Source organism: Sneathiella sp. (genome assembly GCF_047631475.1).
GTDB lineage: Bacteria > Pseudomonadota > Alphaproteobacteria > Sneathiellales > Sneathiellaceae > Sneathiella.
Genome location: NZ_JBLHZT010000001.1, coordinates 117,425 through 132,899 on the forward strand (window position 1 = coordinate 117,425; position 15,475 = coordinate 132,899).

A 15,475-nucleotide genomic window follows, 5' to 3' on the forward strand; every position below is an offset into this window, starting at 1 on the left:
TTGTGTTGCGGCCCTTCCGTTAAATGCCAAGTTGGCGGGAGGCCAGGTCGCGCATGATTTCCTCTGCCCCACCGCCAATTGCATTTACTCTGACGTCACGATAGATCCTCTCGACTTTCGGACCTCTTAAATAGCCGGCGCCGCCCATGGTTTGGACCCCTTCACGGGCACAAAATTCCATTGTTTCTGTCGCCTGATTTTTAAGCATGCAGATATCGGCGATCGGTTGCTCCCCTTGCTCCACACGCCAGGCAACCTGATCCAGATACGCCTGCGAGGCGTTTACGGCCTGTGCCATTTGAACCAGCTTATGGCGAACCACTTGTTTTTCTGACAGGGGTTTGCCAAAAACGATACGTTCTTGCGCATACGCGGCCACTTCATTGAAACAGGCTCTCGCAGCAGCAATACACCCCGCGGCGAGCCAGAGACGTTCATAGTTGAAGTTCAACATGATCGCTTGAAAGCCCGCATTTTCTACTCCTAAAAGGTTATCAGCCGGCACTTTGCATTCGTCAAAGTAAAGTGTGGCGGTATCCGATGCCCACCACCCCATTTTTTTAAGCGGTGTCCGTGAGAAGCCGGGGGTGTCCCGATCAATAAGCAAGAGCGAGATGCCCCCCATGCCCGGGCCGCCTGTACGAACGGCAACCGTATAAACATCAGCGCGCATGCCGGAGGTAATAAAGGTCTTGGAGCCATTTACAATATAATGATCTCCGTCTTTCCGGGCAGTGGTTTGCAAGTTGGCAACGTCCGAACCGCCGGACGGTTCTGTTATGGCAAGGGCGCTTATCCATTCACCCGATAGGATTCTGGGTAGATACTTTTCTTTTTGTTGTTGGTTGCCCACATTTTTGATGGGCGGAGCACCGATTGTGTGACTCAGCAGGCTCGCGGTAACGCCGCCAGCCCCAGCCCGCCCCAATTCCTCAGCGCCTGCCAGCAGGTAATAAATGTCAGCGTCAATGCCGCCAAATTCCTCAGGATATCCTATTCCTAATAATCCAATATCCGCCGCCTTTTTGTAGAGGGCGCGGGGAAACGTTTCCTCTTCATCCCATTGGCTGGCAAACGGTTCGATTTCTGTTTCCACAAATCGGCGTAATGTTTCGCGAAAAGCGAGATGTTCCGGCGTAAAGTTTGGATTATGAGCACGTTCCAGTAATGCCATTCAAGCCTCCAACGGTTCAATTTCCAGCAGGAGTGCCCTCGTTGCGACCTGCTCGTCCGCCTTGGCGGCGATGCTTTTAACGGTACCATCAATTTTTGATGTAATTTCATGCTCCATTTTCATCGCTTCCAGGATGGCAACCGTTTGACCTTTGGTAACGGACTGACCGGGCTCGGCCAGCATATGAAGGAGCCGGCCGTTCATGGGGGCAAGGATGCGCCCGTCACCTGCGCCAGCATCGGATCCGATAACCGCCAGCGTGACCTCGTCGCTCGAAAACTGACAGCTTGGCGTTTGTAAAAACAGTGTCCCTTGCGAAAAGGCAAACCTCGCGGAGGTCTGATGCCCTTCGCAGGCAAGGGTTGCATGCCCGTCCGCGGAGGTTGAAAATTGAGCCGAATATTCCTGATCTGCGCTTTTGATCAGCAAAGCACATTCACCGATCTGCTTGATTGAAAAGTCCTGTATCTTGTCCGCAATATTCAACCGAACAGGCGCCCATAATGCGTCACTGCTATCCCAGCCATCTGTTGAAAGCCCCTGCTGGTGCTTTCGGCGGTCAAAGTGAAGACAGGCGGCAAGCAAAAGGTCTCTTGAGGTGGGTTCCGGGCGCTTAAGTGCCGTTTTAGGGAAATGGGTGTCGATAAAGGCAGTTGTTGCGGCCCCAGCAGAAAAATTTTCCTGCTTCAAGCAGTCAATTAAAAACTGTCGGTTGGTAACGAGACCTAGATCCACGGTATTTTGAAGGGCGTGAATCAGTTTCTGACGTGCGTCTTCACGGGTTTGGCCCCAGGCAATCACCTTGGCAATCATTGCGTCATAATGGGGAGTGACTTCATAACCGTTCTTCAATCCATGGTCTGTCCGTCGATCGGGGCCAGAAGCCTCCTCCCATTTTAACAATGTCCCAACCTTGGGCAGGAAGCTTTTATAGGGATCTTCAGCGTAGAGCCGGGCTTCCATGGCATGTCCGGACAAGTGAATTTCATTTTGGTCCACCGGCAATTTTTCCTGCCGGGCGACCCTTAACTGCCACTCCACCAGATCAAACCCGGTTATACATTCTGTAACCGGATGCTCGACCTGAAGTCGGGTATTCATCTCCAGAAAGTAAAAAGAGCCATCCTGGGACAGCAGAAATTCAACGGTCCCGGCGCCGGAATACTGAATGGCCTTAGCTGCCGCCACGGCCGCCGCGCCCATTTCCGAGCGTAAACTGGCAGACACTGCGGGAGAGGGGGCTTCTTCAATAACCTTTTGATGGCGGCGCTGGATGGAGCAGTCCCTTTCCCCTAAATGCACAACATTCCCATGTATATCTGCAAAGATCTGGATCTCGATATGACGGGGTTCAATTACGGCCTTTTCAAGAATTAACTCATCCGAGCCAAAGGCATTTTGTGCTTCGGATCGAGCCGCTGAGAGCGCTTTTTCAAGTTTATCTGCTTTTTTGACAAGGCGCATACCCCGACCGCCACCACCCGCTGCAGCCTTGACCATGACCGGATATTTGATGGCGTCCGCAGCCTGAATGAATAGCGCATCTGACTGATCTTCGCCTTCATATCCGGGCACACACGGTACACCGGCCTCAATCATCCGGCGCTTGGCCTCGGCCTTATTTCCCATAAGTGAGATCGCGGAAGGAGAAGGTCCGATAAATGTAATGTTCTCTTTTTGGCAGGCGGTTGCAAAATCGGCATTTTCTGAAAGAAACCCGTAGCCCGGATGAATGGCATCGGCACCACTTGTTTTTGCCGCGGCAATGATCGTGTCAATTTTCAAATAGCTGTCACTGGCGGCTGCGGGGCCGATTGCGACGGCCTCGGACGCCTGTTGTACATGTGGGGCATCCCTATCAGCGTCTGAATAAACTGCCACCGTTTCAAATCCCATGTCGTGGGCTGTGCGAATGATCCGGCAGGCTATTTCGCCGCGATTGGCAATGAGGATTTTGGAGAACGCGACCATTGATGCTTACCCTCTTTTTTTGCTGGGCAAGGTATCCATTAACTTACAGATGATGCCTAACATCACCTCATCCGCCCCGCCGCCGATCGACGTCAATCGACCATCCCGATACGCCCGGCTGATATGAGTTTCGTTCATAAAGCCCATTCCACCATAATATTGGAGGCAGGCGTCATTGACCTCCCGCGTCAGGCGACCGGTCTTCAGCTTTGCCATCGAGGCAAGCATGGTGACATTTTCTCCGGCCACATATTCCTCAACCGCGCGATAGGTGAGAGCGCGTAACAGTTCAACTTCGGTTTTTAGTTCTGCCAGCCTGAAATGAATGACCTGATTGTCCAAAAGCGGTTTTCCGAAGGCTTCTCTTTGACGGGTATAATCAATGGTGTCATCAATGACCTTATCCAATGACTGAAGAGCGGCGCCAGCGGCCCAAAGACGTTCCTCCTGAAATTGGAGCATCTGGTACGTAAAGCCCATGCCTTCTTCGCCAATAATATTGCGTTGAGGCACACGGACATCTTCAAAATATAATTGTGCGGTGTCAGAGGAACGCATGCCAAGCTTATCCAGTTTGCGTTCAACAGTGATGCCCGGTGTGTCCATCGGGACAACAATAAGCGATTTGCTGGAATGGATCGGCCCGTCACTTGTATTGACCAGCATGCACATAAAATCCGCCTGTGTGCCGTTTGTGATCCACATCTTCTGACCATTGATAATGTAATCATCGCCGTCTTTTCGGGCGTTGGATTTGATGCCCGCAACATCTGATCCTGCGCCGGGTTCAGAGACCCCAATGCAGGCTACATACTCGCCGGAGATTGCGTGGCGGAGATAATTTTCTTTTACATAGTCCGAACCAAATCGGGCGAGCGCAGGGGTTGCCATATCCGTTTGAACGCCGATCGCCATGGGGACCGCACCGCAATTTATTTTGCCCAGCGTTTCTGACATTGCGAGACTGAAGGAGTAGTCGAGCCCGGCGCCTCCATATTCTTCGGGTTTGCAGACCCCAAGAAACCCTTGATCACCCATCTTTTTAAACAGATCATGGGCTGGAAAGATGCCGTCCTCTTCCCATTGGTCAACATAGGGATTAATTTCCTGATCGATGAATTTGGACAGGGAATTCATGAATTCTTTGTGTTCTGGTCCGTAAATCATTTTTCTTTCCCTTTTTTGTTACATACGGCCGATGCCAAATGTGTTTTTGTTTGTTTTTCTGTTATCGCCTTCTTTAGCAATGGAGAGGCAATAGCTCAGGATTTTGCGGCTGTCTCTGGGATCAATGATGCCGTCATCCCAAAGGCGGGCTGTTGCATATAAACTCTCCGATTCTTTATCCATGCGCTTGATAATATGATCTTCCATCTTGCCAAGGGCTTCCCGGTCAGGTTCCTGGCCCATGCGTTTGAATTTTTCTTCCGTAACGATAGACATGACTTTTGCGGCTTGTTCGCCGCCCATGACCGCGACGCGGTTGTTCGGCCAGGCGAAAATAAAACGTGGATCAAACGCACGGCCGCACATTCCGTAATTTCCGGCACCAAAGCTGGCCCCGATATGCAGCGTGATTTTAGGGACCGTTGCGTTTGTTACAGCCTGGATCATTTTAGATCCGTGTTTAATGATGCCCGATTGTTCTGCATCGGTACCCACCATAAATCCGGTCGTGTTCTGCAAAAATAAAAGCGGGGTGCCTGATTGGCAACAAAGCTGGATAAACTGGGCCGCCTTGGTAGCGCCGTCCGCGTCAATGGGACCATTATTTCCGATGATCCCTATGGCCTGCCCATCAATTTTTGCGTGCCCGCAAACGGTTTGGATGCCATAGAGCTCTTTGAAATCAAGGAACTCTGAACCATCGACAATGCGGGCAATGACTTCATGGACATCATAGGGTTTGCGGTAATCGGTCGGGATAATGCCGAGCAGCTCTTCTATGTCATATCGAGGCTGTTTATGACTTGAAGCTGATTGCGTTTTTGCATCGTTTGAGCTGTTCCACGGCAGATGGCCCATGACTTCCCGCGCCAGACGAATACCATCTGCATCATTCTCAGCCAGATATTCCGAAACGCCGGAAACAGTGGAGTGCATTTCGGCGCCCCCAAGCTCTTCGTCCGTGGCAATTTCGCCGGTGGCGGCCTTTAAAAGAGGCGGCCCTGCCAGAAAAACTTTTGCACCGCCGCGGACCATGATGACGTAGTCTGATAAGCCCGGCTGATAGGCACCCCCGGCAGTACTGGATCCATGGACAACGGTTATTTGGGGAATGCCAGCAGCAGACATACGAGCCTGATTGGCAAACCCCTGTCCACCCTTGATGAAGATTTCTGCCTGATAGAGCAGGTTCGCACCACCAGATTCCACCAGATTAATAACAGGGAGCTTGTTTTTAAGGACAATCTCCTGGGCTCTCAGGTTTTTTTCCAGCCCCATTGGAGCGATCGTTCCGCCCTTGATGGCACTGTCAGAGGCTTTGATCATGCAACGGACACCTGAGACATATCCAATTCCGATGATCATTCCGCCGCCCAACACATCCTTTTTGCCGTCATCATCATGCATACCGAGACCAGCTAAAGTTGATAACTGCAGAAACGGGGCCCCTTTATCGAGCAGAAGAGCGATCCGTTCGCGGGGGAGAAGCTGACCCCGTTTTTCAAATTTTTCTTTTTTGGAATTCGATGTCTCTCGAACTCTTTGTTCCAGTCCGCGAAACTGTTCGATTTTCTCAAGCATGGCAGCGCGATTATTTTTAAAAGTTTCGCTATTCGTGTCGATAGTAGACTGAATGACCGGCATGTGTTCGCTTTCCCTGTTAGGCGATGGCTTTATTTTTGAAAAATCTTTGGCGTGACGGCAAGGTGAAAACCGTTAAAGGGTTTATTGTTGTCGTGATCTTCCATCGGCCAATTGCCCTTGGCATTCGGGGCCGCTCCATCCACGCGGATACAGCTTCCTGAAATAAAGCTGGCAGCTTCCGACAGCAGATAGACAATCGCGGACGAGGTTTCAGATTCTGTTCCCATTCTTTTTGCCGGATTAGCTTGCGCCAGACCCAGAATTTTCTCTTGATACCATTCAGGATAGGTATCCATACCCGAAGACATGATCCAGCCGGGGGCAACTGCATTTACGCGTGTACCAGATCCTGCCCATTCTAAAGCGGCCGTTTCTGTAAAGCTTAGCATTCCTTTTCGGGCCGCACCTGAATGGCCCATACCCGGCATGGACATCCACATATCTGCGATGATATTGACGATCGACCCGCCGCCATTTTCCTTCATCCACTGGGTGTAACATTCACGGGCAACAAGAAATCCACCCGTTAGATTGGTTCGAACCACTGCTTCCCAGCCTTTTAATGTCGTATCTTCAAGCAGCGCAGGAAATTGACCGCCAGCATTATTGACGAGTCCATGAATGGCACCATGCTGGCCGATGATGTCTGTGACCATTTTCGTTACAGCAACTTCATCCCGGATGTCGCAGCTATGAACTGAGCAAACGCCGCCCACTTCTTCTATTTCCGACTTTACTGTGGCGAGTTTTTCTTCATTTCGGCCTACCAGAGCAACTTCAGCACCCAAAGAAACAAGTTCGTGGGCCGTACATCGGCCGATTCCGCTCCCGCCGCCGGTGACAACAATTTTTTGACCTTTAAACAAGTCAGGCCGAAAAATCGAATTATAAGACATGTAATGCTCCGTTCGATAGGTGATTGGGTCCCCAGTGTCAGATTATTCTACTTATTCATTTTGAAGCCTGACAACTTTAATTGACTTCATGGTAGGTGACGTTTACGTTAACGTCAAGGAGTGAAAGAGAGCAGATTTTCTATGCAAAATATGCCTCAAGATGAATGATATCCAGTGACCGGGAAAGGGCTGATAAAATGGCGACACTTGAAGAAATCACAGAAGGAATGCGCGAGCGGATTGGCGAGGACTGTGGTCTGGACGCGACATTGAAGTTTGACTTCAAAGGAGACGGCATTGTGCATGTTGATGCGGACACCGTTCCAAATGTTGTGACCAATGAAGATAAAGAAGCAGATTGCACCATCAAAATTACCAAGGAAAATTTTGAAGCCCTTGCGGCTGGCGACCTGGATCCGACAACTGCTTTTATGATGGGTAAGTTGAAAATCGAAGGAAACATGGGCATTGCAATGAAGTTGCAGAGCGTGTTTGGTTGATTGATTCTTAATCCCATCACAGGAAGGCGGTCTTGAGGGCCGCCTTTTCTGTTTGGAAGGTAGATTCTAGATCTTCCGCTCTCTGATCAGCGTAAATGAGGCGCTTCGCGTACAGGGAAACTGGAAAAAGACACCAAATTCACGATTTTCTGTCTAAAGATGAAATTTTCTCTGTACCTTTGTGGATCAATTGATTAAGTAAAGCGCTTCGAATTTAAGTTAAAACCGAACGGAGCTAGTCACATGACAGCGAGATCAGCACGGCACGGCCGCAATCAGGGTGGTAAAAGCCGGAAATCAGGTGGCGGTGGTCGCGGTAACGGCGGTGAAAAAAACACCCGCTCAAACGCACAGCGCGCTGCCCGTAAAATTACAGCTAAAATGGGTCGCCACGCGGCTCGTCGTCAGCTGAAAAAAGTACAGGCTGCAACGAAAGCTGCTGCCTAACTTTTTAATGAATTCAAAAAAGCCGTGCCAGAGTGATCTGGCGCGGCTTTTTTACGTTGTGCCCGGATGCACCTAACGGTCACCCTTTTCTTTTTTGCGCGGCAATGGTGTTGCCTGCGACCGGTCTGCAAGGCTCTGTCTCTGGTGATCATGGCTCAACGGTTGTTGACGCTCCCTTGACGAGAGAACCAGAAGGTTGGCGAGAATTGATGGGTTTAGGTTGCGCAGTATGACCATAGTTCATTCTTTTTGTGCAATTGATAATCATTATTAAAAAACACATGAAGAAGAAAAGCAAACACTCTTAGCACTGGGATATTCTGAAAGGGATTGTCAGCCGTCGAAGGCGATATACCGCTCGCCGACATTTTCATAGCCCGTGACAAAATCCCAGCCGTCCCGTTCTGCAGCGATTACAATATTTGCACAGGCACGGCTATCGGATAAGGCGTCATGGTGGTCAAGATCCAGACCAAGGAAATGGGCCACATTTGGAAGTTTCGTTGGCCGCACTTCCCACATGTTACGTGCCAGCTGAACGGTGCAGACAAATTCCGGCTCGGGCATGGGAAGGTCATAGGTCTTGCAGCAACTATTCAGGACTTTGCGATCAAAAGCAGAATTATGGGCGGCTAAAAAGTCGATGCCTTCAAAAAGCGGTTCCACCTCCGGCCAGACATGATCGAAGGTGGGTTCGAACTCAACATCTTCCCAGCGAATCCCATGGATATGTGTGAAATTGAAGTCAGGTGTGGGTGGGCAAATCAAGCGGACTTCTTCTGAGACAATTGTCTTGTCTTCGACCCGCACAAGGCCGATAGCGCAGGCACTATCTGAGCCATAATTCGCCGTTTCAAAATCAATCGCAAGAAAAGTACTCATGTTCTTTACATAACAAAAAACTCCCGGACGGTCATCCGGGAGTTTTGATTATTTTTAGCTGGCTGCGGTTTGCGCCTTCTTGCGGGCTTCGTATTTTTGTTTTTCCTCTTCAACCAGTTCTTTCTTGGACAGCTTTCCAACCAGTGTTTTTGGAAGTTCCGGTCGGAACTCAACGGCCGCTGGTAGTTCATGCTTACCAAGCTTGTCCTTTAGATACTCTCGCAGTTCCTCGAGTGAAAACTCTTCCGCTCCGCTGCGGAGCTTGATGAACGCTTTGGCCGCTTCCCCGCGATAATCGTCAGGAATACCAACGACAGTAACTTCCTCAACGGAGGGGTGTTCGAAAATCTGTTCTTCGATAATTCTGGGATAAACGTTAAAACCACCAGACGTGATCATGTCTTTTGTCCGGTCGACAATATGCATATAGCCATCTTCGTCCAGATACCCTGTATCACCGGTCATGAAGAAATCGCCGACAAAGGCTTCTGCTGTGGCTTCTGGTTTTTTCCAGTATCCCAGCATGATGTTCGGACCCTTAATGCCGATCTCGCCAATTTCGCCCACTGGCATTGTTTTCGAGCGATCCGCCACGTCAAAGATTCTGATTTCTGTGCCGGGCACTGGAACGCCAGCAGAGCCTGCAACCCGTTTCTCGGTCATTGGGGTCGATGTGCCTGATGGAGAGGTCTCGGTCATGCCCCAGCCTTCGAGGAGGCGGCAACCGGTTACTTTCTGGAAAAGATTCTGAACTTCAACAGGAAGAGGTGCGCCGCCGGAGGCACAGAATTTAAGCGACGTTAGGTCAAATTTATCAACTTCCGGATGGTTGGCGATCGCCATATACATGGTCGGTACGCCCGGCATCATGGTTGGCTTTTTCTTGTCGATATCCTTCATCACATCATCAAGTTCGAATTTTGGATGCAGGATGATTTCAGCACCTCCGGCAATTCCGAAATTCATGTTCACGGTTAGCGCATAGATGTGAAAGAGAGGGAGAACGGCAAGGACCCGTTCGACGCCATCTTTCAGGACACCGTCTTCACCGTCCTGCATTGCCCTGAGTTGCTGGCATGCGGCGACAAGATTTTTATGGCTTAACATGGCGCCTTTTGGCAAACCTGTTGTTCCGCCAGTATATTGTAATACGGCCACCCGCTCCGCCGGGTTGAGTACCGGCACAGCCTCGAAGACGCCGTCATTATCCAGAAGACTTTTATAGCTGATATGCTGATCGTTATGCGGGAACGTCGCAATTTCCTTTGATTTTACAATCGGATACAGGAAATTTTTTGGAAAGGGCAGCACTTCTTTAAGGTTGCCGACGATGATCTTTTTCAGTCGGGTCTTGCCAAGAAGTGCTTTAATATTTGGATACAAAACCTGCAAATCCAAAGTCACCATAAAATCGGTCTCACTGTCTTCGATTTTATGAACCAGCTCGCGTTCTGCATCCAATGGCGAATAATTAACGACGGTTCCGCCCGCTTTCAAGATGCCGAAAAAACACACGATGAATTGGGGGCAGTTAGGCAGATATAGTCCAACATGAACGCCCTTTTTGACGCCCATCGCCTGAAAACCCTTCGCAGCACGATTAACAAGGTTATCCAACTCACGATACGTGATTTTTTTGGACATGAAATCAATGGCATTGTTGTTGGGCCATTTCGCAACGGCTTCATCAAGAAAAGCGTAAACGGGTTTGTTCTCTATTTCGATTTCCCAATTTACTCCTCGTGGGTACGATTTTTCCCATGAAAAGTCTGACATTTTATTCCCCTTATTCGACTGGCGGTTCCCTGTGGTGTTTTTTCTTTGTAGGTTACGTTGACTAACCAAGTCTGGTCAAAGAAAAATATCATAAAACAGCGCTATTGCGTAAAATCAATGACCGATGGTCAGCGGCAACGGTACGGTAATCAAAAAGGAGAATAAGAGTGCCAACAGCCACAGAGACAGCCCGCAGTTGCGTCAATGACGCTTTGACGCAGGCAAAAGCCAACAATATTTCAGAAGATGCTCTCGCGCGTGCCTTGATCGCCGAAGCGATTGCCGTGTTCAAAAAAACGCGATCTTCAGATGATATTGCCAGCGAGCTTGTTTTCTTCGCTGAAAATCTCAGTGAAGAAGAGGACTATAATTTTATGCGCCCGTGATCGGCTGGTTATATCCGGGGAAATCCGTCATAACCGGATCCGCAAATAACAACGCCTACTTTTTCGGCGCTGTCAGGGACAAATTTCCCTGTTCTTAAAGCAGCAATCGCCGCCGCGGCCGCAAGTTCGGTTGCAATACCACAAGCGTTCCATAACCATTGGGCAGCTTCTAGCATTTCCTCGTCCTCGACAAGAACAATCTGATCGACATTTTTGGAAATGATGTCCAGATTTGATTGTGCGGACCGGCGGGGTGCCAGAGTGCTGGCCCGGGTCGCGATTTTTTCAAGCGTAACCAGCTCACCTTTGCGGCAGCTTTCATACAGGGTCGGGGCGCCAGTGGCTTCAACACCTATAATTCGAATGTTCGGGTTCAGGAGTTTGGCAGCAGCTGAGATCCCAGAAATCAAACCGCCGCCGCCAATGGCAACCAGCAGAACATCGAGAGCAGGAGCTGCTTCAAGGATTTCCAAAGCCAGAGTGCCCTGTCCTTCGATAACAGATTGATCGGCAAACGGATGGATATAGGTTTTGCCTTCTTTTGCAACGGCGTTCAAGGCAAGTTCATTGGCATCATCCCAAACATCCCCTTGGACAATAACGTCTGATGCGATTGCCCGTAATTTTTCGATTTTGCTTTGGGGGGTGTTCGTTGGAAGATAAATGGTCGCAGGCGTTCCGGTAAGGGCCCCTGCTACGGCGACCCCCATCCCGTGATTGCCGCCAGACGCCGTTACCAATCCCCGGTCAAGGGCCTCTTTGTCTAGGTTTAAAACCGTGTTTAAAGCCCCGCGTATCTTGAACGAGCCAGACAATTGCAGATTTTCCAGTTTGAGCGTAACGTTCTGTTTTGTATCCAACTCAACATCCATAATGGGGGTTTTTCGGATAAAGGGAGACAGTCTTTTTCGAGCCGCGGTAAAGGCATCGATTGAAATGGTGTTACTCATGATGGAAAGCCTGATAAAAGAACAATTAAGAGCCTGAGTCTATACCCTCTACAGAAATGAGTGCAACTCTATTGCGGAACAGGTGTCCGTAAAAACCGAAAATGAAAAATGAAAAATGAAAAATGAAAAAGGAATGACAGGGATGTCCTACACAACGCTGGCGCTGAATATCGAAAATCACATCGCGCATATTCAGTTAAATCGACCTGCAAAGTTGAACACGCTAATTATGGAATTTTGGCAGGAAATGGTGGATGCCTTTGCCGAAATCGAGAAAACAGCTTCTGCCCGTGTTGTTGTTATTTCTTCAACTGGTAAGCATTTTACAGCAGGACTGGACCTGAACGCATTTGGCAATATTGCAAGTGACATGCAATCTGCAACTGATCCTGCCCGTATTCGGGAACAAATGCGCAATAATGTCCGGGAAATGCAGGAAAGCTTCACCGTTATTGAAAAATGCCGTCTGCCGGTGCTTGTCGCTGTTCAGGGAGGCTGTATTGGTGGGGGCGTTGATTTGGTTTCCGCCTGTGACATGCGATACTGCACAGAGGATGCTTTTTTTACCATTCAGGAAATTAACATCGGGATGACGGCTGATGTTGGAACGTTGCAGCGGTTGCCGCATCTTATCCCGTCTGGCATCGTGCGCGAGCTGGCATACACGGGCCGCCGGATGATGTCGGCAGAATCCAAAGAAGTTGGGTTGGTCAACCATGTGTATGAGGATGCCGACGCCATGCTGTCAGCTGTTATGGATATTGCCGAAACGATTGCCTCCAAGTCACCGCTTGCGGTTCACGGAACCAAGGAAATGTTAAATTATACCCGTGACCATTCGGTTGATGACGCGTTGAATTATATGAGTGTCTGGCAATCGGGGATGTTCTTTTCCAACGACCTGTTTGAAGCCGCGAAAGCGAACGCGGAAAAACGAAAACCTGTCTTTGATGATTTGCTGCCGCCTAGGAAGCTTGTCCGCCGACAACCCTGATTCAGGCGCCGATTACCTTCCAGACACCATCAGCGGTGATGGTAATCTTATCGCCGCTGACGAGTTCCCCGCGGATAAAGACCACTGAGACGCCCTGTCGGATAATGTCACATCGCATTTCAAGCCAGTCGCCGATCTTGGCACTGGCAATGAAATCAAAATTCAGGCTGATGGTTGCGGTTCTTTTTCGGCCAACCGCCTGCCAGATCGTCTGTCCCATCATTTCGTCGAGAAAGCTCATCATCATCCCACCATGAAGAATGCCATTGTAATTGGTCATGCTTTCATCCACCAAAAAACCATAACGATAGTGACCATCGTCTTCTTTTTTGTAGTAGAGGGGACCGATTTTATCGGCGAACGGGCCGCGGCCTTTAGAGAGTTTAAAGCCGTCGGGAATGCTGGAAAGGGTCATACGGATCTCACTTTTTGAAACCAGTATGACCGATCCCGCGTAGAATGCAAAGACAGACCGTTCGCAATTAAGCGTGCGAACAATCAGGGTGTCTTGGATCAGTCTGTTTCTGGAAATCCGTTTCGGATGGCATTATCAACGCAATCCTGTTTTTTGATATACCCTTCGGTCGAAGCTCCGACAATGCGACCGTTTGGCGCTGTTCTGCGCCAGCGCCATTCATCGCCTTTATCTTTATAAATTTCCCACTTGTCGTTATCGCCATTTGTTTTCATCTGGTAAGCTCCATGTCTGAATGTCATTCAATTAACGCGCGGGATTACGATCTGTGATCAGGAAAACACGGGCCGGGTCATTAAAGTGAAACAGGAACAGGAAGATGCGGCAAGTTAGTGGAGATTTGAATTTTCGAACCTCAGGCAGAGGACTATTTGAGATAACCGGGCGTCTTCAATCCTGGGTGAGGGAGATGGATTATTCAGAAGGTGTCCTGACCGTTTTTATCCAGCATACATCCGCATCGTTGACGATACAGGAAAATGCGGATCCGGACGTCCTGCTGGACTTGGGAAGCTATTTTGATCAGCTTGCTCCGGATAACCCAAGCCTATACCGGCACACGGCCGAGGGGCCGGATGACATGCCAGCCCATATCCGGTCCAGTTTGACAGATGTCTCCTTGGCCATTCCCGTTCGCGATGGCCGGTTGCGTCTTGGAACATGGCAAGGGGTCTATATTTTTGAACACAGAACCCGTGCACATGTTCGTAACCTGGCGCTTCATTTGATCGGAGATTAACCCGGCATCAGGTGCCGGAATTTTCCATTAAACGGATATAGAATTGAATGATCTCTGCATAATTATCGATATAGATCCGTTCGTTTGTTCCATGAACCCGGGCAATATCTTTCGGGCCAAAGCGCATCGGAATGAAGCGGTAACTATTTTCTGAAAACGGCTCATAATGTTTGGTATCAGAGCCGGCCAGCATCAGCCCGGGTGAAACCAGGACATCGGGCAAAACCTCCCGAACAGTTTTTTCGATCATTCTATAGCTATCGCTATCACTGCTGGAGACCTTTGAGGGGTTGTTGCCCTGCATGATTTTGGCTGTGACATCGGGATCATCAACGACACTGTTCACATGCTCGACGATATCCTCAATGGTATCCCCCGGCAACAATCGGAAATTGACAGTTGCCCGCGCCGTGCTGGGTAAAACATTGTCTTTTGTACCACCGTTAATAATGGTTGCCGCCGTTGTGGTTCGCACCATTGCATTTGTTGTTTTCCCCTTTGCCAACTGATCGACAAGGACAGGATCAAGAAGCCAGCGGTTAGAAATCACGGCTTTCAGGCTTATTGGCATATGAGGTGCCAGTGTTTCCAGCATATCGGAAACCGGGCTTTGCAGGGAGGCGGACAGGCGGTTTTCTTCAAGTCGAGCAATGGCCCGTGAAATCTTGCCGACAGCAGTTGCTTTTGGCGGGATAGAGGAATGACCGCCTTCTGCACTTGCGGTTAATTCCAGTGTTAAATATCCTTTTTCTGCCAACGCAATGAAGGCAATTGGCTGGCTTATGCCTGGCATAATGTCCTTCACTACTACCATGCCTTCATCCAGCGTGAAGGCTGGATTTACACCTTGGTTTTTCAGATGTTCCGCGATTTTACCGGCGCCATTCTCGCCCCCGATTTCTTCGTCGTGACCAAAGGCAAAGTAAAGTGTCCGTTTTGGAGAAAATCCTTGTGCGAGTTGATATTCCGCAGCTTCCAGAATAGCAAAGACCGAGAGTTTATCATCCAGTGTTCCGCGGCCCCAGATTGTGCCGTCGATGATCTTTCCCGAGAAGGGGGGATGCTCCCAGTTTTGCTCGGTTCCCGCTTCGACGGGGACCACATCCATATGGCCCATCAGGATGCCAGGCTGCAATGAAGCATCGCTGCCTTGCCACGTATAGAGAAGACTGTGATTGCCAAACACTTCCTTCGTTAGTTTTTGGGCAACAAGTGGAAAAGAGGCATCAATAAGGGCATGCAGCTTTTTAAATTCAGCCTGAGCGACAGGGGCGTTATGTGAAACTGAAATTGTTTTGATCTGGACCGCTTGGCTGAGTCGCTGCGCAACAGCATCCGCATCAATATTTGCTTTGTTTATTTGCTCCGCCTGGATTGTTTTCGGCGTGTTGGTGATTGTTTTGAACGCGATGACCGCGACCAAAATCAATACAATCCCAACAACACCAATAATGATTTTCTTAATCACAAGAGT

General features: G+C 49.5%; 16 protein-coding genes. 5 read left to right on the plus strand and 11 right to left on the minus strand.

Annotated features, from left to right (window positions below; genetic code table 11):
* Nucleotides 1–19: 19 nt before the first annotated feature.
* Genes ACJAYR_RS00595 through ACJAYR_RS00615 form a run of 5 tightly spaced genes read right to left on the minus strand, consistent with a single transcriptional unit; the run spans nt 20 to nt 6,852 of the window.
* Nucleotides 20–1,174 carry an acyl-CoA dehydrogenase family protein gene (locus tag ACJAYR_RS00595; protein ID WP_415234792.1) on the minus strand — a complete coding sequence of 385 codons (1,155 nt, stop codon included), beginning with the start codon at nt 1,172–1,174 and terminating at the stop codon, nt 20–22.
* Nucleotides 1,175–3,145: an acetyl/propionyl/methylcrotonyl-CoA carboxylase subunit alpha gene (locus ACJAYR_RS00600; RefSeq protein WP_415234793.1), complete on the minus strand. Its 1,971-nt coding sequence runs from the start codon at nt 3,143–3,145 to the stop codon at nt 1,175–1,177.
* Between the two features lie 6 nt (nt 3,146–3,151).
* Nucleotides 3,152–4,312: an acyl-CoA dehydrogenase family protein gene (locus ACJAYR_RS00605; RefSeq protein ID WP_415234794.1), complete on the minus strand. Its 1,161-nt coding sequence runs from the start codon at nt 4,310–4,312 to the stop codon at nt 3,152–3,154.
* A gap of 18 nt (nt 4,313–4,330) precedes the next feature.
* On the minus strand, nt 4,331–5,956 hold the full coding sequence (locus ACJAYR_RS00610; protein ID WP_415234795.1) for an acyl-CoA carboxylase subunit beta: 1,626 nt from the start codon (nt 5,954–5,956) through the stop codon (nt 4,331–4,333).
* Nucleotides 5,957–5,985: 29 nt separating this feature from the next.
* Nucleotides 5,986–6,852 carry an SDR family oxidoreductase gene (locus ACJAYR_RS00615; protein WP_415234796.1) on the minus strand — a complete coding sequence of 289 codons (867 nt, stop codon included), beginning with the start codon at nt 6,850–6,852 and terminating at the stop codon, nt 5,986–5,988.
* A gap of 197 nt (nt 6,853–7,049) precedes the next feature.
* On the opposite strand from ACJAYR_RS00615, the gene ACJAYR_RS00620 reads away from it, so the two are divergent.
* Nucleotides 7,050–7,352 carry an SCP2 sterol-binding domain-containing protein gene (locus tag ACJAYR_RS00620; protein ID WP_169543254.1) on the plus strand — a complete coding sequence of 101 codons (303 nt, stop codon included), beginning with the start codon at nt 7,050–7,052 and terminating at the stop codon, nt 7,350–7,352.
* A 243-nt stretch (nt 7,353–7,595) separates the two neighbouring features.
* Nucleotides 7,596–7,799: a hypothetical protein gene (locus ACJAYR_RS00625; protein ID WP_169543253.1), complete on the plus strand. Its 204-nt coding sequence runs from the start codon at nt 7,596–7,598 to the stop codon at nt 7,797–7,799.
* A 333-nt stretch (nt 7,800–8,132) separates the two neighbouring features.
* Here the strand turns inward: ACJAYR_RS00625 and ACJAYR_RS00630 are convergent, their stop codons facing one another.
* On the minus strand, nt 8,133–8,681 hold the full coding sequence (locus ACJAYR_RS00630) for a 3'-5' exonuclease (RefSeq protein ID WP_415234797.1): 549 nt from the start codon (nt 8,679–8,681) through the stop codon (nt 8,133–8,135).
* A 54-nt stretch (nt 8,682–8,735) separates the two neighbouring features.
* Nucleotides 8,736–10,457, minus strand: a complete 1,722-nt coding sequence (locus ACJAYR_RS00635) for a long-chain-fatty-acid--CoA ligase (protein ID WP_169543251.1) — start codon at nt 10,455–10,457, stop codon at nt 8,736–8,738.
* Between the two features lie 167 nt (nt 10,458–10,624).
* Between ACJAYR_RS00635 and ACJAYR_RS00640 the strand changes: the two genes are divergently transcribed.
* Nucleotides 10,625–10,843 (plus strand): hypothetical protein, encoded by a 219-nt coding sequence (locus ACJAYR_RS00640; protein WP_415234798.1) that lies wholly within the window; start codon nt 10,625–10,627, stop codon nt 10,841–10,843.
* Between the two features lie 8 nt (nt 10,844–10,851).
* Here ACJAYR_RS00640 and ACJAYR_RS00645 read toward each other — a convergent pair whose 3' ends face one another.
* Entirely contained in the window at nt 10,852–11,793 is a 942-nt protein-coding gene (locus ACJAYR_RS00645; protein WP_415234799.1) for a threonine ammonia-lyase, read from the minus strand.
* 142 nt (nt 11,794–11,935) lie between these two features.
* Between ACJAYR_RS00645 and ACJAYR_RS00650 the strand changes: the two genes are divergently transcribed.
* Nucleotides 11,936–12,787 (plus strand): crotonase/enoyl-CoA hydratase family protein, encoded by an 852-nt coding sequence (locus ACJAYR_RS00650; protein ID WP_415234853.1) that lies wholly within the window; start codon nt 11,936–11,938, stop codon nt 12,785–12,787.
* Between the two features lies 1 nt (nt 12,788).
* Here the strand turns inward: ACJAYR_RS00650 and ACJAYR_RS00655 are convergent, their stop codons facing one another.
* Together ACJAYR_RS00655 and ACJAYR_RS00660 are read right to left on the minus strand one after the other, a co-directional pair.
* A complete protein-coding gene (locus tag ACJAYR_RS00655) occupies nt 12,789–13,202 on the minus strand; it encodes a PaaI family thioesterase (protein WP_415234800.1) in 414 nt (137 codons plus the stop codon).
* Nucleotides 13,203–13,300: 98 nt separating this feature from the next.
* Nucleotides 13,301–13,477, minus strand: a complete 177-nt coding sequence (locus ACJAYR_RS00660) for a YegP family protein (protein WP_169543248.1) — start codon at nt 13,475–13,477, stop codon at nt 13,301–13,303.
* Between the two features lie 104 nt (nt 13,478–13,581).
* Here ACJAYR_RS00660 and ACJAYR_RS00665 point away from each other — a divergent pair, with 104 nt between their 5' ends.
* Entirely contained in the window at nt 13,582–14,001 is a 420-nt protein-coding gene (locus ACJAYR_RS00665) for a secondary thiamine-phosphate synthase enzyme YjbQ (protein WP_415234801.1), read from the plus strand.
* A gap of 7 nt (nt 14,002–14,008) precedes the next feature.
* On the opposite strand, the gene ACJAYR_RS00670 is transcribed toward ACJAYR_RS00665, so the two are convergent.
* Complete coding sequence (locus ACJAYR_RS00670) at nt 14,009–15,469, minus strand: M20 family peptidase (protein WP_415234802.1); 1,461 nt, start codon at nt 15,467–15,469, stop codon at nt 14,009–14,011.
* Between the last annotated feature and the right edge of the window lie 6 nt (nt 15,470–15,475).